The following is a 20,730-nucleotide window of genomic DNA, read 5'->3' on the forward strand; positions in this document are numbered from 1 at the left end:
GATAATAAGATAACGCCATATAGATGGCAGAAAGTGAATTCGAATGAAGTTTATCCATACCTCAGATTGGCACCTTGGCCGACAGTTTCATAACGTCTCTTTGCTTGACGATCAGCAAGCAGTTCTTGATCAGTTAATCCAATACATTGAAAACAACCCTGTTGATGCGGTTGTAGTTGCTGGTGATATTTATGACCGTTCTGTCCCACCAACTATCGCAATTGAACTACTTAACAAAGTAGTGAAGCGAATCTGTGGTGAGCTAAATACGCCGATGATTCTGATTTCTGGCAACCATGATGGTGCTGAGCGCTTGGGTTTTGGGTCAGAACAGATGAAAAATGCGGGCCTTCACATTATCAGCAACTTCGAAGACATGCTTAACCCTGTTGTAATCGAAACCGAAAGCGCAGGGCAAGTGGCTTTTTATGGCATGCCTTATAACGATCCTGAGCAAGTCCGTTTTGCCTATCAAGAACCCGTTTCGACCCACGATCAAGCGCACAAGTTACTTGCCGAAAAAATCACTGAGCAGTTCCAACCAGAGCAACGCAACGTGTTAGTCAGCCACTGCTTTGTCGATGGTGCCATTGAGTCTGAATCTGAGCGTCCACTTTCGATTGGTGGTTCTGACCGCGTCAGTCACGAGCATTTCCTCAACTTTGATTATGTGGCGTTGGGGCATTTGCATCAGCCACAGAAAAAAGGCGAAGAATACATTCGTTATTCTGGGTCACTGATGAAATACAGCTTTGGTGAACAAAACCAGAAGAAAGGTTTCACGCTGGTGGAAATCGACCAAAACGGGTTTGTCTCGGCCGAGCATGTTGACCTTGCTGCACCTCATGAGATGCGAATCGTTGAAGGTGAGCTTGAACAAGTGATAGAGCAGGGCAAAACCGATCCGAAAAACGAAGACTACGTGTTGGTACGTTTGATGGATAAGCACGCAATCTTAAACCCAATGGAAAAGCTACGTACTGTTTACCCGAATGTTTTGCACCTAGAAAAACCGGGCATGTTAATTGGTGTCGAGCAGGAGATGGCGCAAGCGAAGTTGGCGAGAAGTGAGATAGACATGTTCCGAGACTTCTTCACGGAAGCGCAAGACAGCCAATTATCGCAAGAACAAGATCAAGCGATCAGTGACATCATCAAACAACTTTCCCAGCAGGCTTAGTAAGGACCAAACATGAAACCCATTAAACTGACAATGCAGGCTTTTGGTCCGTTTGCTCAAACAGAAACGATTGAATTCGACAAGCTGGGAACTAACCCTCTGTTTCTTATCAATGGTCCTACTGGTTCGGGTAAAACCTCAATTCTCGATGCAATTTGTTTTGCGCTTTATGGTGAAACAACGGGTAACGAGCGTCAAGGCATTCAAATGCGTTGCGATATGGCAGCACCAACGTTATTGACCGAAGTGACGTTAGAGTTCTCTTTGCACGGTAAGTCTTATCGAGTGATTCGCTCACCAGAACAAGAAGCACCAAAGGCGCGTGGTGAGGGCATGACGGTGCGTAAGCATACCGCAGCTTTGTATGAGATTACGGACGAAGAAAAGCTCATCACCAGCAAAACAACTCAAGTAAAGACAGAAGTGACCAATATCATTGGCTTGAACGAAACTCAGTTCCGCCAAGTGATGGTGTTGCCACAAGGCAAGTTTCGAGAGCTGTTACTTGCGACATCCAAAGAGCGGGAAGAGATCTTTGGTCAGCTATTCCAAACGGATATCTACAAGAAGATTGAATACGCACTGAAAGACAAAGCGAGTGCTATTAGCAAAGCCAAAGACGAGTTTGACAACCAGATTCGAGGCGCACTGCAGGTAGCTGGTGTTTCTTCAGAAGCAGAGTTGACAGAGCTGCGCGAAGCCTTATCCGTTCAATTTGAATCTGTACAAAAGCAAGAGCAAGAATCTCTGGCGCAATTAAATGCGGTAAAAACGGAACTGCAAAAAGCAGAAGCACTGAGCAATGAGTTCAAAAAGCGCGAGCACGCCGAAGTTGCATTGAAGCAACATTTGGAACAGAGTGATGCTGTCTCATCACGTCAATTGAAGTTAGACAATGCGAAGAAGGCAAGTAAGGTTGAGTTGCCTTATGTCACGTTACAAAACGCCTCAAAGCAAACGCAAGAACTTGAGCAAAAGGTGGCTAAGCTATCTCAAGATCTTACTGTGGCAAATGACGCGGTAAAGTCCAAAGAAGGCGCATTGCAAACCGCGAAAGAACAAGCTGCACAATTGCCAAAACTGACAGAGCAGCAATACCAACTTGAAGGCATGAAAGGAAAGTTGGTCGAAAAGTCAGAGCTAGAGAAAGCCATTAACGCAGGTTTGGCGCAAAAGTCGGAGTTTGAGGCAACGCGTAAGAAATATATCGCTCTGAAAGAGAAGTTAACGCTAGAGGCGCAACAAGGTCAGAAGTCACTGGATCAAGCTCGAGTCGATGTTGCAAGTATTGGCAGTGTAGAGGCTGAGATAAAACAGCAACAACGTTTGATGCAAGACCTACAGAAACTAACTGGCTTAAACCAAGAGCTAGCGAAATTGGATGCATTGACGCCTAGCAAGCAAGCTTTGGTTGACCAAGCAAAAGCGCGATACGTAGAACTTCAACGCTCAGCAGATACACTTGAATTGAGCTGGCACAATGCTCAAGCTGCTTTATTGGCTCAGCGCTTACAAGCCGGTGAAATGTGTCCTGTGTGCGGTAGTGTAGAACACCCTCAACCCGCTCAATTTGTTGGTGAAGAGGTAACAAAAGAGCAAGTTCAGCGCGCTCGAAACACGGAGCGAGAAGGGCAAGTTGCGCTCAACCAATTGAGCAATCAATTGGAGCAGCACAATATCGCAGTCGGACAATACAAGCATCAGATTGAGCAACTATCCGTTGAGCTTGGCCAAAACGCATCAATGGATTTAGGCGCGTTGCAAGCGTCTATGCAGCAGCTCAATGAACGTTTACAGCAATTGTCATCGATTAACTTGGTTCAGCTGGAACAAAGCGTCAATGAGTTAAACCAGCGTTGTGTTACTGGGGAAGGTAAGATCAATGATCTGCAAAACCAGATGGTAGCGAATGAATCGACGATAAAAGTGAACCAAGAGCAACTGACTAAACTGTCTGCTTCGTTAGATGCCAAGTACTCATCTCTTGAAGTTCTTGAGCAAGACATTGTTGCGATTCAAAAACAGATTACGGAGTTGAATACCGCATTCGAGTCTGCACAAAACCATTTACAACAAGCCGTGCTGGCGAAGACCAATATTGAAAGCCAACTGACAACCAATCAACAGTGGTTGAATGAGGCACTAGAACGTTTGAACACAGCCAAAACTGATTGGGCGCAAGCGTTGCAGGCGAGCGCATTCGAGGATGAAGCGCAATTCCTAGCAAGTAAAGTTGATGAAGCCGAGATGCAGGTTTGGCAGCAAGAAATTGATGCGTTCAAACAGACTCAAATCAAGCTAGAACAAACATTGGCAGACTTGAATTCAACGTTGAAAGACTTGGTGTTGCCAGATTTAGAAGAGCGTAACGTTAAGTTAAACAGTATTCAGCAAGGTTATGTTGAAGCGCGCAATCAGCTTGATAGCACACGCTCTTTGTTTGAACGTCTAGAGAAAGTCCGTAATGACATCGCGACGTTACACGACAAGAACACCAAGTTAGAAGACGAATACAAAGTGTTTGGGACCTTGTATGACGTTGCAAGCGGTAAAACGGGTAGCCGTATCAGTTTGCACCGATTTGTCCTTGGTGTGTTATTAGACGACGTGTTGATTCAAGCGTCACAGCGTTTAAGCCTGATGAGCAAAGGCCGTTATATCTTGGCTCGTAAAACTGAAGGCTTCAAAGGTGCGGCAGGGCGAGGCTTGGATTTGGTAGTAGAGGACAGCTACACAGGTAAAACGCGCGATGTTGCGACGTTATCAGGTGGTGAATCTTTCATGGCAGCGTTGGCATTAGCGCTCGGTCTATCTGATGTTGTGCAGTCTTACAGTGGTGGTATTCGCTTGGATACGCTGTTTATTGATGAAGGTTTTGGCAGCTTAGATCCGGAATCATTGGATCTTGCGATTCAAACCTTGGTCGACTTACAACAAACGGGTCGCATGATTGGCGTGATTTCTCACGTATCTGAACTGAAAGAGCAAATGGCGCAGCGTATTGATGTTGAACCGTCGCGACTTGGTTCTACAGTTTCTGTGAAATCTCAGATGGTATTTGATTCTTAATCAATACCTGTAAACGTACATAAGCAAAAGCCCCGTTAGATTACGGTGTAAAACAGCGGGGCTTTTGTTTCTCTGTCTCGAAGCATTTATTGTTCGCAGAAGCGGCCTTCTTTCGGTGATTGCGTAATCGCATACTCACCATCAAGGTTGCGGTAAACAACCGTGTTCCAAACTGAGCCATCATTCAATTCAAACTCTATCGCGTAGTTCACACCACTCACAATTTGTGCATGAACGGACAAGATCTGTTTAAACGAAGAGAGAGTTTCCATTTTGTTTAGGACAAAGGCCATTGCCTTTTGAGCGTCTGGGGTAGCATCGAATTCGTTCCACCCACCTGGCATATTTCCTTGTGTACTACATACATCTGCCGAGGTTGTTGGCTGTGTCGCTTCATCTTGAGTTTTTTGCTGACATCCGACAAGCAAAACCAAGATTGCGCAAGCTGACACTGTTTTTAATTTCATAAAAATAACCTCTATTTATGTAAGCCCGCATTATATAAGTTGGCATTCCAGCCCAATGTCTACGTTGTGCAAACTTTTTATATGAACAGGGTTAAATCCTGATTAAATCGTTGCGAGTGACCTCCAAAAAATAGATTTTGGTTAACTTTTTGCGTGATTTTGATAGTAAGTCACGCTTGAGAGCGAACGCTAATTTCCTATTCATTTTGCGTCGTGAATTAAGATCACAATTATAAAATAGACATGGAAAACATAACTTTGCACGTGTATCTGTTTTCTCAATACGGCCATATAATCCAATCAAAATTCATTAGGCACCAATAGAAAGTGCTGAATGATTGTTGTGATGAAGCAAAATGGATGAGAGGTAACACGATGAAGCAAAAAGCGCTATATCTAGCAGTAGCATTGGGTTTGAGTGGTCTTTCAAACGTAGCATCCGCTAATGAAATGGTGAATCCAGATGGTGGTGTCGTAGTTGGTTATTGGCATAACTGGTGCGATGGGGCTGGTTACAAGGGCGGCAATGCACCGTGTGTGACACTGGATGAAGTTGATCCTATGTACAATGTGGTTAACGTCTCCTTTATGAAGGTGTTTAATACCAGTGAAGGCCGTATTCCAACCTTTAAGCTCGATCCAAATATTGGTCTTTCAGAACAACAATTTATTGATCAAATTGGCGGATTAAACCAACAAGGACGCGCCGTTCTTATTGCGCTTGGTGGTGCAGATGCACACGTTGAGCTGAAAACTGGCGATGAGCAAGCATTCGCTCAAGAGATCATCCGTCTGACTGATAAGTTCGGCTTTGATGGTCTGGATATCGACTTAGAGCAATCTGCAGTAACCGCGTCAGACAACCAAACCGTAATCCCGGCTGCACTTCGCCTTGTCAAAGAACACTACCAACAGCAGGGGAAAAACTTCTTAATTACGATGGCGCCTGAGTTTCCATACCTAACAGAAGGTGGCAAATACGTTCCTTATATTACGGGGTTAGAAGGGTACTACGATTGGATCAACCCTCAATTTTACAACCAAGGTGGTGACGGTATCTGGGTTGAAGGTGTGGGTTGGATTGCGCAAAACAATGATGCGCTAAAACAAGAGTTCATTTACTACATTTCAGACTCTCTATCGAACGGTACACGCGGTTTCCACAAAATTCCGCATGACAAATTGGTGTTTGGTATTCCATCTAACATTGATGCAGCGGCAACGGGCTTTGTACAAGACCCTCAAGATCTTTACGATGCGTTTGACCAACTTAAAGCGCAAGGGCAGGCACTTCGTGGCGTAATGACATGGTCGGTGAACTGGGATATGGGCACAGACAAGAATGGTCAGGCGTACGGTGAAAAATTCGTGAAGGATTACGGTCCGTTTATCCATGGCCAGACTCCACCACCGCCAAGTGAAGGCGAACCGGTGTTCAGCGGTATCAGTGATGTTCGCGTACATCACGGTAGTTCATTTGATCCGTATGCAGGTGTTACCGCGTCTGACAAAGAAGATGGCGACCTAACTAACAGCATTACTGTTGAAGGTTCCGTTGATGTGAACACCGTTGGCACATATGTTTTGGTTTACAGTGTAAAAGACAGCGACAACAATGAAACCAAGCAAAGCAGAACAGTTGTTGTTTACAGCCTAGTGCCTGAGTTTGAAGGTGTAACGGATGCGACCATACAGCTTGGTGACGCATTTGACCCAATGGCAGGCGTAAAAGCGACGGATGCAGAAGACGGTGATTTGACTGATCAAGTTCGTGTAGAGGGCAGCGTAGATGTTAACGTGCTAGGTGTCTACGACTTGGTTTACCGAGTAACGGATAGTGCAAATCAGACTACGACAGCTCAACGCTCTGTGATTGTTTCTGATGGCAGCAGTTACCCTCCGTATGAATCTGGAAAAACGTACGAAGCAGGTGACATTGTCACAGGTTCAGATGGCAACTTGTATCAATGTAAACCGTGGCCATACACTGGGTGGTGTTCAAACCCTTCTTATGCGCCTGGTGAAACCGTTTATTGGTCAGACGCATGGGATAAGTTGTAATTAGCTCATGAATTATTGCAAGCCTCCTTAATTGGAGGCTTTTTTATGCGCGTGACTTCACATCTTATTGAATCAACGCTAGAACTTTAAAGCGTAATCATTAGTATCCCGCCTCCGCATTTTCCAGACTTACCTATAGTTGGAATGCGTCGCTCTTTGTCAATTTGGTACGGTCACCTAGGAGGATTTAATGAAAAGGATCAATGTAGTAGGCAGCAGTGGAAGCGGTAAATCGACGTTTTCAAAGCAGCTCGCAATGAAATTAGGTGTCACGTACATAGAAATGGACAGGTTGTTCTGGCTTCCCGATTGGAAAGAACTCGATGATGAGACGTTCTTCGATAAAGTCGTGGACGTAACTCAACAAGACGCTTGGGTACTCGACGGGAATTACAGCCGAACACAACCATACAAATGGCAAAGGGTCGATACCATCATCTGGCTCGATTATTCACGTTCTATCACCACTTATCGCTCCGTAACTCGTGCTATCAAAAGGGCATGGACTCAAGAAGAGTTTTGGGAAGGAACTGGCAATAGAGAAAGCTTTAGAAAAGCGTTTTTGAGTACAGACTCGATTATTTGGTGGTCGGTTAAGAATTATCGAAAGAATCGGAAGCGTTATCTAAAACTGAAAGAGGACTTAAAAGGTTCGCCTATCGAGTTCATCCACATCACTTCGCCCAAAATGGCACAAGATTTTCTTGGTTCTCAAAATTTTATAAATAGATAAGTAACTTATTTAAGTGACTTTTTGGCAACGGCTCGCAGCTGTGTAAATCCTGACATTTCGCCTCCGTTAGATGATGAATACTAACCACGTTCCCGTCGTATTAATTGTGGAGGTATTATGATCGGCTACGAGGAAATGGCGATATCCGGCTACCTAGGTTGGTTACTCGCTGTTTTGTTGGTTTACCCCTTTGCCTATGTTGGTATTCATATCGGAGTATTCGATATAAAAGTTCGTACCAAAGTCAGCCGTTATTTCAATCGCTTTATATTAGCTTTGATTACATTTTTACTGATTATGCATATGCAAACCGAAGTGGTTTATGGCAAGTACTTTCTTGGCCTTTGGGAAGCACAACAGTAACTCTGATCGCATTAATTCCCATCGCCTTGTGCTAAGTTGTCGAAATTGAACTAAAAATCGACAACTTAGCATGAAGCCATACGACCTATATTTTCTTCATACTTCACCCGTACACATTCCACCTTTCTCCGAACTGATGACCGAGCTCGCTCCTGATTTAAAAGTCGCACACTTTGCCGATACTGGCTTGTTGGAGCGTTTGGTTGCCGGAGAGGAAGAATCTAAGGTGGAGCAATCCGTACAAGACAAAGTACGAGAGCTTTCTGAACAAGCAAACTTGGTGGTTTGTACCTGCTCCTCAATTGGTCGCTTTGCTGAATCACTTACGGAGCAAGGAATCAATGTTCAGCGTATTGACCGAGCGATGGGTGACCAAGCTGTCACTCATGAGCGAGTGTTGTTACTCGCGGCATTATCGACAACCATTGAGCCCAGCTTGGCGTTACTTGAGACAAGTGAGGGCAATTGTATCCGTCAGTTAGATACGTTTGTGGTTGAAGGTGCTTGGGAACGCTTTCTCGACCAAGATAACCAAGGTTATTACGACAAGATCAAAGTGGTAATAGAGCAAAAGGCTCGTGATTATGACGTAATCGTATTGGCACAAGCTTCGATGTCAGGTGCCGCATCATTAGTTGATGTCGACATTCCAGTATTAAGCAGCCCACGTTTAGGCGTAAAAAGGGCAATTGAAACCTTAAGGACATTCCATGCAAATAACTAGTTGGATTCAGCTTTGCTTGCGCGAGCTTGAAGGGGCGCCCATAAAAGAACATTCCGATATCGAAGCGTCGTTTGCGGAGTCTGAACGTTTCTCGAAATGGAAGACAAGCAAAAGAGAAATACGCCTCGAAGAAGTGAGTGATCGTTGCTGGATCAAGAGCTGCACGGGTGGCTACATCACAGAGGTACATTTGCATGCGGATGGTTCACTTGATGAATACACCTTGTTTGGACGCCTTCACACCAAAGGGCATTGGGAGCTAGAGGCTGGCGTACTTCATATCACGATCTACAAAGGTGAAAATACTTATGAACTTTCTGTTGTGGGAAACCGTGAACCTTCCATCCACTCTGCGATTGAATACAAAAATGGAGAAGTGCACTCCTATCTAAAACTGACTCCAATTTCTCAATAGCAATTTAACAAGGACGAGCACCACAATATGGACATTGTATTTGTAAGGCATGGCGTGCCAGATTTTACGTTAGCGGATGAGCGGCAGATGACTCAGCTTGAGAAGGACTATGCGCCGCTTTGCCGAGAGCACTTGCCCGTGCTGCAAGAAAAGCTCAATCATCCAGTCTTCAATGATGCTGAAATCATCATCAGCTCTCCTTATACAAGAGCCCTTCAAACTGCAGAAATTCTCAATCGTCACCGCGGTTTGCCTTTGTTTGTTGAGCATGACTTGAGAGAGTGGCGTGCGGACAAAGAAGGCGGTTACATTACCTTGAATGAGAGAGACCGACGCTGGCACGAATACCGCGCGTTGTTAAAAGCGGGGATTCCAATGACTGATAGTCGCTATGAACATGTTGATGAGCTAAAAGCACGGGCTGAGTTGGTGCTGGAGCGTTACCGCCAATATCGAAAGGTTGTTATCGTGAGCCACTTTAATGTGTTTGAAGCACTACAAGGTTTCCAAGACGTAGGACTGTCCTGTGGAGAATTTCGATACATTAATTTCTGATCGAATTTTTATCTTCTATAGTAAAATCAGACACTAAATTAATTTCAGGTTGCTGTATGAAATCTCTTAAAACACTTTTACTTTTGTCCCTTGCAACGTTGTTTGGCTGTACGTCTAAACCGGATGGCGTGGAGCCGGTCAATAACTTTGAACTTCAACCATATCTAGGCAAGTGGTATGAAATTGCGCGTCTTGATCACTCTTTTGAGCGCGGTTTATCGAATGTGACGGCTGAATACGAGCTTCGTGAGGATGGTGGTGTAACAGTTATCAACCGAGGTTATTCAGAAGAAGATAAAGAATGGACGCAAGCTGACGGCAAAGCGTATTTCGTTGATGGTGAAAACATAGGGCATTTAAAAGTGTCGTTCTTCGGTCCGTTTTATTCGTCTTACATCGTATTTGAGCTAGGTGAGAACTACGACTACGCGTTTATCTCTGGTTTCAATCACGACTACCTATGGCTACTGTCACGCACACCAACTGTCGATAAAGCAACGGTCGAGCGTTTCAAACAAGTAGCAAAAGAGAAAGGCTTTGCGTTGGACGAATTAATTCTCGTAGACCAAACCAAATAACACACGAAATGATCGCCTTATAACAACGATCTGTGCTTCATAAAACTCAGTGGTGTCTGTCCGGTTTGTTTCTTAAAGAACGCAATAAATGCGCTATCTGATGACAACTCCAAACAATGGGCAACATCACTGACTTGTCTTTCTTCACATAAGAGCTCAATAGCCTTAAGTAGCCGCCATTGTTGACGCCAATCTTGATAAGACATGCCAGTCTCAGCCTTAAATAGGCGAGTGATAGTTTTGCTGCTCGCGCCAACGGTTTGTGACAGTTGGTTTAACTCAGGAGCTATAAAATCACCCTTGGTCATTGCCTTGCGAAACCCTGTTAAACGCCTATCAGAAGGCAAGGGTAAAGAGAACTCAAACTGCTTCGCTTGGTAAAACTCTTCCCAAAACAAAGCGCTCGTTGCTTGGGTTTTCGTTTCTTCAATATCCCACTCCCACAATGCCATTTTGTCGATCAGTGCTTTTAAAAGATCGTTCACCTCAATCATCACTATCTCATCAGGGCAGGTGTATTTACTGCAATCGAAATAGAGTGAACGGTAAGCTACAACGTTGGTCATGACGGCTCTGTGAGAAGTATGCGGCGGAATCCACACCGCTTTGGTTGGAGGTAATATACAAATAGAGTTATCGAGTGCGAACGTCATGCATCCTTGTGGCGCATAAAGCAATTGTCCTTTCTTGTGTTCGTGCATACCGGAATCATGTTTGCCCACATCCGCTGCGATGCCAACCACACTCGCGGCAATTGCGTCCGCATCAAATCGAGTATTATCTTCAATAATTGCCATTTGTCCGAATCTTGATGTTTTTGGTTTTAATGTTGTTAATGGGTAAAGCATAACGCCTTCTATACTGCACGCCAAGTTAAGTTCGTTACCCACTTAAACATCTGTAGAAGTGGGACAGAGAGGTAAAAATGAAAACGAAACCTTCTATTGGATTGATGGTGGTGATGCTGATGTTTCCGCAAATTGTGGAGACCATATACAGCCCAGCACTTGGCAATATTGCTCAGTCGTTTGCTGTGACGTATTCACAAGCAGCGCAAACCCTATCTATCTACTTTTCTGCATTTGCGATTGGCGTGGTGGTTTGGGGAATCTTGGCAGATAAGTGGGGCAGACGCCCGACCATGCTGGCAGGGTTGCTGGTTTATGGCGTATCTGCTTTGGTCGCTATGCAAACAGAAAGCTTTGATGTGATGATGATAGCTCGCGCGTTCAGTGCCTTTGGTATTGCGGTTGGGTCGGTCGTGACACAAACCATGCTAAGAGACAGCTTTTCAGGCGATGAGCTAAGCAAAGTATTCAGTGTTATGGGCATGGGTATTTCCATTAGCCCTGTGATTGGCATGTTGCTCGGTGGTCAGTTAACAGCACTCGGTGGCTATCAGGTTGTGTTCTTTACGTTGTTTATTTTGGCGCTTGTTTTGCTGTGCTACAACGCGGTTAATCTACCTGAAACACAAACTCAAAAGCAGCCGCTAAACATCGGTTCATTACTTGGACGAATGTTGAAAGATGCTCAAATCTGGCAATCTGCGTTGTTGGTTACGCTCTACAACATTGCTTTATTCGCATACTACCAATTAGGCGCATTCACTTTTGAGCAGCTCGGACTGAGTTCTGAGCAGTTCGGATACAGCGGTGTGATATTGGGCGTTGGTACCTTAATTGGCAGTTTGATGAACAAGTCATTGCTAGCAAAAGGTCGCTCACAAACGCATTTGCTTTGGATTGCATCAGCATTTTTGATCATCGGAGGCTTCGGTGTGTTTATGCTGCAAACATCGATTTGGTTCTTGGTTCCAATGTCATTCATTGTGATGGCATTTGGTATCGCCATTCCAAATGTACTGAGTACCGCTTTGGTTGATTACAAGCAGCAAGCGGGCAGTGCAGGGGCATTGCTAGGATTAATGTACTACTTGATGATTGGTTCGGGTCTAGGTTTAGCTGGAATGATTCAAAACCTTGGATTTGTTCTTATGTCGTGTGCAGCTTTGGTTTTGTTAGTGACATTGTCACGTAAAGTTTAGCTGAAGTATATTGAAGAGACCGACAAAGAAAAGCCCTGCAAGTAATGCAGGGCTTTTTGTTATTGGTTTGAGTCTAACAGTTTGAATTTGTGAACTATTAAATTCAAAGGTATTACTTAATCAGTCGAACAACCAAAGAACCTGGCGCTCGGATCGATTCAATGTTGTGGCTCAGTACCGTGCCTTCTGTTGGCGCTGTGTAACGCTGAATCTCATCACCAAAGCTGTCGTATTGAATCGCAACCAATTGACCTTGCTCTACCTTATCCATCATCTTCACTTGTGGTAGTACAAAACCACCCAATTCAGCGCGAATGCTGATGATGTCTTTGCCTTCTAAGCAAGGAGTGATTTCTGCAACTTCACCAGTTACTACGTCATGGCGAGCAAGGATATTGAAGATGCCAGTCACGGTACGGTCAATCAGGTCCTGTTCTGTGTAACGACCCATGCCCACCTCGATGGTGATGCTTGGAATGCCGCTGTTGTTCCAGACGGTTTCAAGTACACCTGCGTCACCCGGATCGTTAAGAATCACATCTGGGTTAATGAGGCGAGCCATTTCCAGAGATTGCTCGATACGGAAATCGGCAAACACGTACAGCGGGTAAGCAGCACCAGAGGTTTGAGTGTGCAAATCAATCGCCAGTTCTGCGTTCGGTTTAAGAAGGTTATTCCACAAAGCAAATAGGAAGCGGTTTGCTTCGTTGCCGTTTGCATCGCCAGGGAAGAAACGGTTTAAGTTTGCAGGAGATGCATCTGGATCCGCAGAGAAGAAGTCACGGCTGTGGTTCAGCATACCCGTTAGGTTGATGGTCGGAACAACAGTTACAGTACCTGCGATGTCTTTACCAATCAGTTCACGAGCGGTTTTTTGAGCAGCTAAAACACCGTTGTATTCGTCACCATGAACACCTGCTGTGATCATGATTTTCTTACCCGGTTTTTCGCCTTTGAAAACCAACACAGGCAAATGTTGCCACTGAGATAGGGCGTTAGTTGCGATACGGAACCAAAACTTATGCTCGCCTGCAGGCAAGTCTGTTACGTCAAGAGATTGAATGACTTGATGACCTTGAATTACGTCATCCAGAAATTGTGTTGCCATTAAAGTTGTCACTCCAAAACATCTTACTTTGATGCTTGTTTGCCATACGGCTTAAATTAAAAAAGGCGAGAACCTTGTCTCGCCTTATTCTTTATACCCAAACTCCGCTTTCGCGTTTAAGTTGCTTGGGGATATTGGTAATCAGTTTACGCAAAACCCATCACGTGAGCTGCGACGACGACAATGCTCGATAGGGTAAAGAGTAATAGCATAAAGCGCCAGCAGAATTTCGCCCAGTCACCCCAGTCGATACGACATACACCCAGTGTTGCCATTAGAGACGCTGAAGTTGGAACGATAACGTTAGTGAAACCGTCACCAAGTTGGAATGCTAGAACCGCAACCTGACGTGTAACGCCAGCGATGTCTGCAAGAGGAGACAATAGAGGCATTGTCAGCGCTGCTTGACCAGAACCTGAAGTCACGAAGAAGTTGAAGATAGATTGGAAAACATACATCAACCAAGCCGCAGCAACGTCAGGAAGACCGCTGATTACGCCACCAGCGCTGTTCAGGATCGAGTTCAGTACGCTTGCTTCGTCAGTAGTACCGCCACCTAGGATAAGCAATACACCTTTCGCACAACCAACCAATAGAGCAGGGGCAAGCATGATTGCTGCACCTTCTTTAAATGCGTCAGCCGCACAGTTTAGCGTCATGCCGTTCAGACGGAAGATCGTACCGATAATCGCAACGACAAAGCCCATTGTGAAGAATTGAGATGCGATTTCTGGGATGTACCAAGCGTTAGCCACTACGCCCCAAACAACCCATACTGTCGTTGCGATAACCGTAAGGATAACTAGGGTGTCACCTAGGTTCCAACGAGAATCGTGGTCACCTAGCTCTTGCTGACGGAAGTATTTGTCAGTACGACGGCTGTAAGAAAGCTCAGGGTTTGCTTTGATACGCGCTGCGTAAATCATAGTGAAAGCAATACCGATAAGTGTAAAGCCAGCCCACAGACCCATACGTACAGTCATACCAGACAGAACCGGAATACCAGCAATACCTTGCGCGATCGCTACCGAGAATGGGTTCATCCAAGACGTTGCAAAACCAATCTGAGTTGCAACGTAGGTCACCATTACTGTAGTAATACCATCGTAGCCAAGGCGAACCATTAGTGGCGCGATAATAATCGCAAATGCAACGGCTTCTTCACCCATACCAAATACTGCGCCGCCCAAAGAGAACAGCAAGAACAGAACTGGAATGAATAGCGCTTCGTTACCTTTGGTCTTGTCGATAAGACGTAAGATACCGTTGTCGATTGTGCCTGTGCGCATTACCACACCAAATGCACCACCGATAACCAGCATGAACATGATAACGCCAATCGCGCTGCCCCATTTAGAGCCTGAAACCAGACCTTCGAATGGGAAGTTCATTAGACCAATACCACCGCCTGAAGCGAACAGTCCAACCTTGTTGTAAACCAATTCACCGTTTTCGTCGGTTGCATAAGAGAAAGAAGATGCATCGATAACAGTACGAGTTTTTTCTGCACCGTCGACCATGTAGGTCACCTGTTGGCTATCGAAATGACCAGCAGGGATTAAGTAGGTAAGAATCGCAGCAAGAATACCAACAATGAAGATCAAAATGAGGGTATCAGGCATCTGCCATGATTTTGGGGTTGCCGCCGATTCCGATGGCTGAGCGTGTGTGTGAGACATAACCTATTTCACGTCGAATTATAGAAAGCATGAAATATCGATAAAATAGAATAAAAAGTCAATATTAACTGACTTGATGAACTATAAATTCATCAATAATTTGATCTGAAGAGGGTTGAGTTGCTTATCAATGATTTAATGGTTAATTGTTTTGGTTAGATGTTGTGCGAATGAAAATGGAGTTAGGACTTGTGGTGATTCACAAGTCCCATAATTATTCACTTTTCTGCATGAGGTGTTTGTTCTGAATAAAACGCGGCAACATCGCGCAAATCTTCATCATTCAGCATGCGTAACTGGGCTGCCATCATTTCTGCCAAAGGACCTAAGCGAAGCCCATCTTGATAGGCTTTCATAGAATCATACAGGTACTGAGCATTCTGACCGGCTAGGTTAGGGTAAGCGTCGTTTGTCGTCATGCCGTTCGAACCATGACAGTAAACACAGCTTGGTGATTTAAGTTTGCCTTTATCAACGTCACCGAAAGGTTTCGCCACAACAGAGGAAGAGATAAGAAGAGACGTTAGAAACACGTATCTAAGCATGAAATGCACTCATTGTAGTTCTTTAAAGCGCATAGAATAAAGCTTCCCCTTAGGGGAAGCTCAATGATCAAAATCAAGTTAAAGCAGAGATTTAAGGCTAGATAGGAAGGTATCGATGTCTTGTGCCGAAATATCTTTGTGCGTCACGAAGCGGATTGGGTTTCCTGGCGTAATCGTGATGCCTTGCTCCTTCATCTTTTCAGCAATACCAGCTATATCCACTTGTGGATCAAGCTTGGCAAAGACGATGTTGGTTTGAACAAATTCTGGATTAACAGAGAAACCTGGCAATTCCGCTAAACCTTCCGCCAAGGTTTTTGCGTTGACGTGGTCTTGTTTTAGCTGTTCTACTTGCTCGGTAAGGGCGAGTTTACCGGCTGCAGCAAGAATACCCGCTTGGCGCATACCACCGCCGACCATTTTTCTTAGGCGGCGTGCTTTTGCGATGTACTCTTTGCTACCAAGCAGTAGCGAACCAACAGGGGCAGCCAATCCTTTCGACAGACAGATAGTCATTGAATCAAAGTACTGACCAATCTCTTTCACTGGAACATCAAGCGCGACAGCTGCGTTAAATACGCGAGCGCCATCTAGGTGCATCTGCAAGTTATGTTTGTTTACGAACTCACGAGCCTCTGCAAGGTAAGAAAGAGGAATCACTTTACCGTTGATGGTGTTCTCTAAACTAAGTAGGCGAGTACGTGCAAAGTGCGCGTCATCTGGCTTGATAGCAGCTTCTAGCTTATCGAATGGCAAAGTACCGTCTGGGTTGTTTTCAATCGGTTGAGGTTGAATAGACCCCAGTACCGCAGCGCCACCAGCTTCGTACTTGTAGTTATGCGCTTGCTGACCACATAGGTATTCGTCACCGCGCTCACAGTGTGCCATTAAGCCAAGTAAGTTTGCTTGTGTACCAGAGGTCGTGAACATTGCCGCTTCAAAGCCCGCAAGCTCAGCCGCAAATTGCTCTAACTCGTTAACGGTTGGGTCATCACCGTACACATCATCGCCGACAGGAGCGGTAAACATTGCTTCACGCATTGCTTGGGTAGGTTGCGTAACGGTATCTGATCGAAAGTCCATAATTCTCTCCTCGGTCGAAAAGACCTAAATATAACCGCAAAGACGAGCTTTGCTTAGGCAAGCGATAGTTTTGGCATCCGTAATAATGCCTTGAATAATTTGTTGTTCGAGTTCGTCTCGTGACAATGTCACTACTTCAATGACTTCGTCATCGTCACACTCGTATCGATTGGTTTTGTTCAGTTGTTCGGCAACAAACAAGTACTGGATTTCATCACAGAAACCAGCAAGAGGGGTAACTTGACCAAGCGATGTGAACTTTTCGGCGCTGTATCCTGTTTCTTCTTCCAACTCTCTTTGAGCACAATGCAATGGATCTTCATCGCCTTCACGTGTGCCAGCAGGCAATTCAAGCAGCCATTTGTTAAGAGAGGGACGGAATTGATTAACAAGAACGATGTTGCCATCTGAAGTAATAGGTAAGATAACGGCAGCACCGGGGTGTTGGATAGTTGTATGTGTGATCATCCGACCAGTTGGTAGTTTAACTTCCTCTTCGACCAGAGAAATCTGCTTCCATTTATGAATTGTATTGCTCATGCAGTTGTGGATCCTAGCTGTAACCGCGCATTGACGTGTTTTGCACATTAACCACAAACCACCGGAAACAAAAGAAGAAAATGGTTTCATACTCTTGCGAAACCAGCGCATTCAGTGAGTTATGTCTCATAAATGAAAACTATGGTTGCTCGCGCACGCGCGCGAAGAGCATCTGGTATAAACGAGGTTCACTAAAAAATACACTTGTAACAAAGTGATAACAAATGTATAAAATTATATATACAGCCTCAGTTCAACAGCCGGAGCTTCTATGATTCAACCATCTTTCGCATCTAATGCAGAAAAGGCGCTTCTTTCAGAGCGTATCAACAAGCTAGCGAAAGCGTTAACTGATGGCGTTTACGAACGCGAACACACCATCAAACTTTGTCTTCTTGCCGCTCTTGCCGGCGAAAGCGTCTTCCTTCTTGGTCCTCCAGGGATCGCAAAAAGCTTAATCGCAAAACGACTTATCCAAGCTTTTGATAATAGCAGTTATTTTGAATACCTCATGACGCGCTTCTCAACACCTGAAGAAGTGTTCGGTCCATTGAGCATTCAAGAGCTAAAAGACAACGGTCGTTATGTCCGTCTTACTCAAGGGTACTTACCAACGGCGCAAGTGGTTTTCCTTGATGAGATTTGGAAGGCGGGTCCTGCGATTCTGAACACGCTATTGACCGTTGTGAACGAAAAGACATTTAAAAACGGCAGCGATATCGAACGTGTACCGATGCGTCTTTTGGTTTCTGCATCAAACGAGCTGCCAGATGAAGACAGCGGCTTAGACGCACTTTACGACCGTATGTTGGTGCGCGTGTTTGTAAACCGCATTCAGGATAAACAAAACTTCAAATCCATGCTGACGGTGGGTACGTCTCAAGAAGCGCAAGTTCCAGAGGGCTTGGCGATCACAGACGAAGAATACCACCGCTGGCAACAACAGCTCGACAAACTCACTCTGACCGACAACGCATTCGAAAAACTATTCCAACTAAAAACGATGTTGGAAACCAAAGTCGAGTCTGAGTTTGGCGACGCATCATTAACAGACATGTACGTGTCTGACCGCCGTTGGAAGAAAGCGGTCAAACTGCTTAAAGCAAGTGCGTTCTTCAATGGGCGTGACGAGATCAACCCACTTGATCTTCTGCTACTTCAAGATTGTTTATGGAACAGCCCTGAGTCACGCGATGTCGTTCGCGGTGTGATTCAAGAGTTTGCACTTAAACATGCCTTCGACCAGCAAGAAGCAGAGCAAGAGATCGAATACTGTCGTGAATCTTTGGTTGATGTTCAGCATGAGCTTGAAGACAAATATCGCATGACGCTAAACGCAGAAGCCGCAACGGGTCTGCTTCGCAAAGAAACCATGAGCTTCGATACATCCAAAGCGAAAACTTACAAAGTAGGCGCGGCGGTGAATCTGGTTAAACTGGTTATTCTGCAGAGCAACATGTCGGTTTCTGAATCAGAGAAGGGCGACAGTCGCTGGGTATACGTGCCAAAAGACGAGCTTGACCGAGTGATCAAAGAAGGTCATGGCGATGTGTATGGCTACGTGAACCAAAACACCAATATGTGTCGTCTGCGTTTTGATGTCGATGCTGCCAACAACCTAGTGATCCGTGACATTGCTAACCGAGGCGTGTTGGTGAGCCTGGTCACCCAACAAGGTTTAGATGTTGAGCTTTACCAAAAATGGTTGGCAGAAAGCGAAAAAGCAGTCAGCCAATTGAGTGAAGCTGAACATCATATGCGTAAGGTTAAAGCCAACTTCCATGGCGCATTGCCGCACAGTTTCGTGGATCCAGAGTTACCACGTCTAATGGAGTCGAGTCTGCAACAAGTGAGCCAGAGACTTGAGTCTATCCAAGGTGAAAGCGAGAAGATCATTCAACGCTTCAAAAACTTACATCAGTTTTTCTCTTAAGGAGACGACATGTTAGGTGCAGACGGACTCAACTTAGCGCTCATGGTGGCGGATTCAGGCATCATTGATAGTGCGGTTAACGATTTAATGGCGCGTTCACAAGTCATGATGATGGCAGAAAACCGAGGCATGAAATCCTCCGTGAAAAACCATCTGCTTAAATGGCGTGGCAACGTGAAAAAGCGCATGACAAAAGTCTGTGAGACAGAACGTTTTCAACAGGAGCTCGCACTCTACCAAGAAGTCATTTATTGGGATGAGAACGAGTTCTTTGAACGCATTGATGATGTGATCAAGAAGCTTGAATGGCACTCAGCGTTTTACATGCAAGCGCGTCGCATGATGGAGAAGAACAAGGGGGTGAATAACCCAATGTTCCCTCATTACTTCTGTGACCAGTGGTATCAAAGCCTTGGAGAAGCGATCAAACAAGCGCAAGTTTCCGAGCTTGAAGAGAACAAAGAAAAAGTCCTCAACGATCTTTATCAACGTATGGAAACCATGCGTAACATGGATAAAGTGACGGAGTCCGGTGACGAAGAAAGCGTCGGGCGATTATGGGATATGGCGTCAGCTAAGTTGAGTAAAACCGACTTAACCGTGATGAAGCGCCACGCAGAGTTCCTTAAAAAGCACAAAGGCTTACAAGAAATTGCAGAACAGCTTGGTCGCATGGCGGGACAAGTGAATGATCCTGACCTCAACCGCGCACCAGCAGAAGAGCTGCAAATGGTTGAGGAAAAGAGTGACGAAGCGACAGACGATATCGTCGGTATTCATGAAAGTGACGATCTCAACAAACTGCTACCTAACGAAACCATGTTTTTGGCGTACCCAGAGCTGGAAGTCGTGTTCTACAAGCATTTGGTTGATAAACGTTTGATGAACTACCGCACGCAAGGTAAGTCTCGCACACTACGCAAAGTGAAAGCGCACAAACCCGATCATAAAGCGGTCGACGTTGAAAAAGGGCCTTTTATCGTTTGTGTTGATGCGTCAGGCTCGATGAGTGGCTTCCCAGAGCAATGTGCCAAAGCCATGGCTTATGCACTGATGCAAATCGCTCTGGCTGAACAACGTGACTGTTATGTGATTATCTTCTCCACTGAGCACATTACTTACGAGTTAACGCGTCAGGATGGCTTACGTGAAGCTGCCGACTTTTTAACTTACAGCTTCCATGGTGGTACAGATTTGGAGCCAACGTTGATTAAATCCATCGATTTGATGAACAGCGACAAATACAAGAACGCCGACATGGTTGTTATTTCAGACTTCATTGCGCCAAAACAGCAAGATGAATTGCTTGCAAAAGTCGATGCGCTAAAAGCGAAGAAGAACCGCTTCCATGCCATTAGCTTGTCGAAGTACGGCAACCCAGCGTTAATGTCGATGTTTGACCACACTTGGTCTTACCATCCAAACGTAGTAGGACGCTTGTTTAAACGCGTTGCCAACGGTTAATCGCGTGAATAGAGATACAAAAGCGGCACCGATTGCCGCTTTTCTTTTGTCTATCTGTTTTGATTTGTCTTAACCAAAGTGAGTAAATCTGGACGGTGTAGGTCGAATTAACATCGGATTGGTTTAAAACAAAGCAAACAAACAGAAATTTTGGATTTTTGTTTGACTATATTTCCTGAATCCGTA

Annotated in this window: 19 protein-coding genes; 12 read left to right on the forward strand and 7 right to left on the reverse strand. The window is 45.1% G+C overall.

Annotated elements, in window-relative coordinates; all coding sequences use genetic code 11:
- Window positions 1-43 precede the first annotated feature (43 nt).
- Window positions 44-1,180 (forward strand): exonuclease SbcCD subunit D, encoded by a 1,137-nt coding sequence (locus VCHENC03_RS17860; protein ID WP_009705311.1) that lies wholly within the window; start codon window positions 44-46, stop codon window positions 1,178-1,180.
- Window positions 1,181-1,192: 12 nt separating this feature from the next.
- Entirely contained in the window at window positions 1,193-4,249 is a 3,057-nt protein-coding gene (locus tag VCHENC03_RS17855; RefSeq protein ID WP_009705312.1) for an AAA family ATPase, read from the forward strand.
- 86 nt (window positions 4,250-4,335) lie between these two features.
- On the opposite strand, the gene VCHENC03_RS0125545 is transcribed toward VCHENC03_RS17855, so the two are convergent.
- Window positions 4,336-4,716: a cystatin domain-containing protein gene (locus VCHENC03_RS0125545; RefSeq protein ID WP_032802381.1), complete on the reverse strand. Its 381-nt coding sequence runs from the start codon at window positions 4,714-4,716 to the stop codon at window positions 4,336-4,338.
- A gap of 375 nt (window positions 4,717-5,091) precedes the next feature.
- Between VCHENC03_RS0125545 and VCHENC03_RS17850 the strand changes: the two genes are divergently transcribed.
- The 7 genes from VCHENC03_RS17850 to VCHENC03_RS17820 all read left to right on the forward strand — a co-directional run bounded on the left by VCHENC03_RS17850 (window position 5,092) and on the right by VCHENC03_RS17820 (window position 10,145).
- Window positions 5,092-6,777: an immunoglobulin-like domain-containing protein gene (locus VCHENC03_RS17850; RefSeq protein WP_009705313.1), complete on the forward strand. Its 1,686-nt coding sequence runs from the start codon at window positions 5,092-5,094 to the stop codon at window positions 6,775-6,777.
- A 190-nt stretch (window positions 6,778-6,967) separates the two neighbouring features.
- Window positions 6,968-7,510 (forward strand): (d)CMP kinase, encoded by a 543-nt coding sequence (locus tag VCHENC03_RS17845; RefSeq protein WP_009705314.1) that lies wholly within the window; start codon window positions 6,968-6,970, stop codon window positions 7,508-7,510.
- 117 nt (window positions 7,511-7,627) lie between these two features.
- Window positions 7,628-7,873, forward strand: coding sequence for a hypothetical protein (locus VCHENC03_RS17840; RefSeq protein ID WP_009705315.1), 246 nt, complete (start codon window positions 7,628-7,630; stop codon window positions 7,871-7,873).
- A gap of 70 nt (window positions 7,874-7,943) precedes the next feature.
- Complete coding sequence (locus VCHENC03_RS17835) at window positions 7,944-8,597, forward strand: amino-acid racemase (RefSeq protein WP_032802382.1); 654 nt, start codon at window positions 7,944-7,946, stop codon at window positions 8,595-8,597.
- On the forward strand, window positions 8,584-9,012 hold the full coding sequence (locus VCHENC03_RS17830) for a hypothetical protein (RefSeq protein WP_009705317.1): 429 nt from the start codon (window positions 8,584-8,586) through the stop codon (window positions 9,010-9,012). Before VCHENC03_RS17835 ends, VCHENC03_RS17830 begins: the two co-directional genes overlap by 14 nt.
- Window positions 9,013-9,039: 27 nt before the next feature.
- Complete coding sequence (locus tag VCHENC03_RS17825) at window positions 9,040-9,567, forward strand: histidine phosphatase family protein (protein ID WP_009705318.1); 528 nt, start codon at window positions 9,040-9,042, stop codon at window positions 9,565-9,567.
- Between the two features lie 56 nt (window positions 9,568-9,623).
- Window positions 9,624-10,145 carry a lipocalin family protein gene (locus VCHENC03_RS17820; RefSeq protein ID WP_009705319.1) on the forward strand — a complete coding sequence of 174 codons (522 nt, stop codon included), beginning with the start codon at window positions 9,624-9,626 and terminating at the stop codon, window positions 10,143-10,145.
- 17 nt (window positions 10,146-10,162) lie between these two features.
- On the opposite strand, the gene VCHENC03_RS17815 is transcribed toward VCHENC03_RS17820, so the two are convergent.
- Entirely contained in the window at window positions 10,163-10,942 is a 780-nt protein-coding gene (locus VCHENC03_RS17815) for an AraC family transcriptional regulator (protein WP_009705320.1), read from the reverse strand.
- Window positions 10,943-11,070: 128 nt separating this feature from the next.
- On the opposite strand from VCHENC03_RS17815, the gene VCHENC03_RS17810 reads away from it, so the two are divergent.
- The gene (locus VCHENC03_RS17810) at window positions 11,071-12,192 is read left to right on the forward strand and encodes a multidrug effflux MFS transporter (RefSeq protein WP_009705321.1); all 1,122 of its coding nucleotides are present in this window, start codon (window positions 11,071-11,073) and stop codon (window positions 12,190-12,192) included.
- Between the two features lie 112 nt (window positions 12,193-12,304).
- Here VCHENC03_RS17810 and VCHENC03_RS17805 read toward each other — a convergent pair whose 3' ends face one another.
- From VCHENC03_RS17805 to VCHENC03_RS17785, 5 genes are all read right to left on the reverse strand, one after another.
- Window positions 12,305-13,300: a succinylglutamate desuccinylase/aspartoacylase family protein gene (locus VCHENC03_RS17805; RefSeq protein ID WP_009705322.1), complete on the reverse strand. Its 996-nt coding sequence runs from the start codon at window positions 13,298-13,300 to the stop codon at window positions 12,305-12,307.
- A 146-nt stretch (window positions 13,301-13,446) separates the two neighbouring features.
- Window positions 13,447-14,979, reverse strand: coding sequence for a putative basic amino acid antiporter YfcC (gene yfcC, locus VCHENC03_RS17800; protein WP_083481817.1), 1,533 nt, complete (start codon window positions 14,977-14,979; stop codon window positions 13,447-13,449).
- Between the two features lie 218 nt (window positions 14,980-15,197).
- Window positions 15,198-15,524, reverse strand: a complete 327-nt coding sequence (locus VCHENC03_RS17795) for a c-type cytochrome (protein WP_009705324.1) — start codon at window positions 15,522-15,524, stop codon at window positions 15,198-15,200.
- A gap of 78 nt (window positions 15,525-15,602) precedes the next feature.
- Window positions 15,603-16,607, reverse strand: a complete 1,005-nt coding sequence (ltaE, locus tag VCHENC03_RS17790; RefSeq protein ID WP_009705325.1) for a low-specificity L-threonine aldolase — start codon at window positions 16,605-16,607, stop codon at window positions 15,603-15,605.
- Window positions 16,608-16,631: 24 nt separating this feature from the next.
- Window positions 16,632-17,147, reverse strand: a complete 516-nt coding sequence (locus VCHENC03_RS17785) for an NUDIX hydrolase (RefSeq protein ID WP_009705326.1) — start codon at window positions 17,145-17,147, stop codon at window positions 16,632-16,634.
- Between the two features lie 271 nt (window positions 17,148-17,418).
- Here VCHENC03_RS17785 and VCHENC03_RS17780 point away from each other — a divergent pair, with 271 nt between their 5' ends.
- Together VCHENC03_RS17780 and viaA are read left to right on the forward strand one after the other, a co-directional pair.
- Entirely contained in the window at window positions 17,419-19,080 is a 1,662-nt protein-coding gene (locus VCHENC03_RS17780) for an ATPase RavA domain-containing protein (protein ID WP_009696114.1), read from the forward strand.
- Between the two features lie 9 nt (window positions 19,081-19,089).
- On the forward strand, window positions 19,090-20,544 hold the full coding sequence (gene viaA / locus VCHENC03_RS17775) for an ATPase RavA stimulator ViaA (RefSeq protein WP_009705328.1): 1,455 nt from the start codon (window positions 19,090-19,092) through the stop codon (window positions 20,542-20,544).
- The last annotated feature ends 186 nt before the right edge of the window (window positions 20,545-20,730 follow it).

Source organism: Vibrio sp. HENC-03 (assembly GCF_000305755.2).
Classification (GTDB): domain Bacteria; phylum Pseudomonadota; class Gammaproteobacteria; order Enterobacterales; family Vibrionaceae; genus Vibrio; species Vibrio owensii.

Excerpts from the sequence above, each read along its gene's own strand:
- VCHENC03_RS17810 (WP_009705321.1), top strand. The coding sequence starts at position 11,071 with ATGAAAACGAAACCTTCTATTGGATTGATGGTGGTGATGCTGATGTTT.
- VCHENC03_RS17855 (WP_009705312.1), top strand. The coding sequence starts at position 1,193 with ATGAAACCCATTAAACTGACAATGCAGGCTTTTGGTCCGTTTGCTCAA.
- yfcC (WP_083481817.1), bottom strand. The coding sequence starts at position 14,979 with ATGTCTCACACACACGCTCAGCCATCGGAATCGGCGGCAACCCCAAAA.
- ltaE (WP_009705325.1), bottom strand. The coding sequence starts at position 16,607 with ATGGACTTTCGATCAGATACCGTTACGCAACCTACCCAAGCAATGCGT.
- VCHENC03_RS17825 (WP_009705318.1), top strand. The coding sequence starts at position 9,040 with ATGGACATTGTATTTGTAAGGCATGGCGTGCCAGATTTTACGTTAGCG.
- VCHENC03_RS17850 (WP_009705313.1), top strand. The coding sequence starts at position 5,092 with ATGAAGCAAAAAGCGCTATATCTAGCAGTAGCATTGGGTTTGAGTGGT.
- VCHENC03_RS17805 (WP_009705322.1), bottom strand. The coding sequence starts at position 13,300 with ATGGCAACACAATTTCTGGATGACGTAATTCAAGGTCATCAAGTCATT.
- VCHENC03_RS17815 (WP_009705320.1), bottom strand. The coding sequence starts at position 10,942 with ATGGCAATTATTGAAGATAATACTCGATTTGATGCGGACGCAATTGCC.
- VCHENC03_RS17840 (WP_009705315.1), top strand. The coding sequence starts at position 7,628 with ATGATCGGCTACGAGGAAATGGCGATATCCGGCTACCTAGGTTGGTTA.
- VCHENC03_RS17785 (WP_009705326.1), bottom strand. The coding sequence starts at position 17,147 with ATGAGCAATACAATTCATAAATGGAAGCAGATTTCTCTGGTCGAAGAG.
- VCHENC03_RS17860 (WP_009705311.1), top strand. The coding sequence starts at position 44 with ATGAAGTTTATCCATACCTCAGATTGGCACCTTGGCCGACAGTTTCAT.
- VCHENC03_RS17835 (WP_032802382.1), top strand. The coding sequence starts at position 7,944 with ATGAAGCCATACGACCTATATTTTCTTCATACTTCACCCGTACACATT.
- VCHENC03_RS0125545 (WP_032802381.1), bottom strand. The coding sequence starts at position 4,716 with ATGAAATTAAAAACAGTGTCAGCTTGCGCAATCTTGGTTTTGCTTGTC.
- VCHENC03_RS17845 (WP_009705314.1), top strand. The coding sequence starts at position 6,968 with ATGAAAAGGATCAATGTAGTAGGCAGCAGTGGAAGCGGTAAATCGACG.
- viaA (WP_009705328.1), top strand. The coding sequence starts at position 19,090 with ATGTTAGGTGCAGACGGACTCAACTTAGCGCTCATGGTGGCGGATTCA.
- VCHENC03_RS17780 (WP_009696114.1), top strand. The coding sequence starts at position 17,419 with ATGATTCAACCATCTTTCGCATCTAATGCAGAAAAGGCGCTTCTTTCA.
- VCHENC03_RS17830 (WP_009705317.1), top strand. The coding sequence starts at position 8,584 with ATGCAAATAACTAGTTGGATTCAGCTTTGCTTGCGCGAGCTTGAAGGG.
- VCHENC03_RS17795 (WP_009705324.1), bottom strand. The coding sequence starts at position 15,524 with ATGCTTAGATACGTGTTTCTAACGTCTCTTCTTATCTCTTCCTCTGTT.
- VCHENC03_RS17820 (WP_009705319.1), top strand. The coding sequence starts at position 9,624 with ATGAAATCTCTTAAAACACTTTTACTTTTGTCCCTTGCAACGTTGTTT.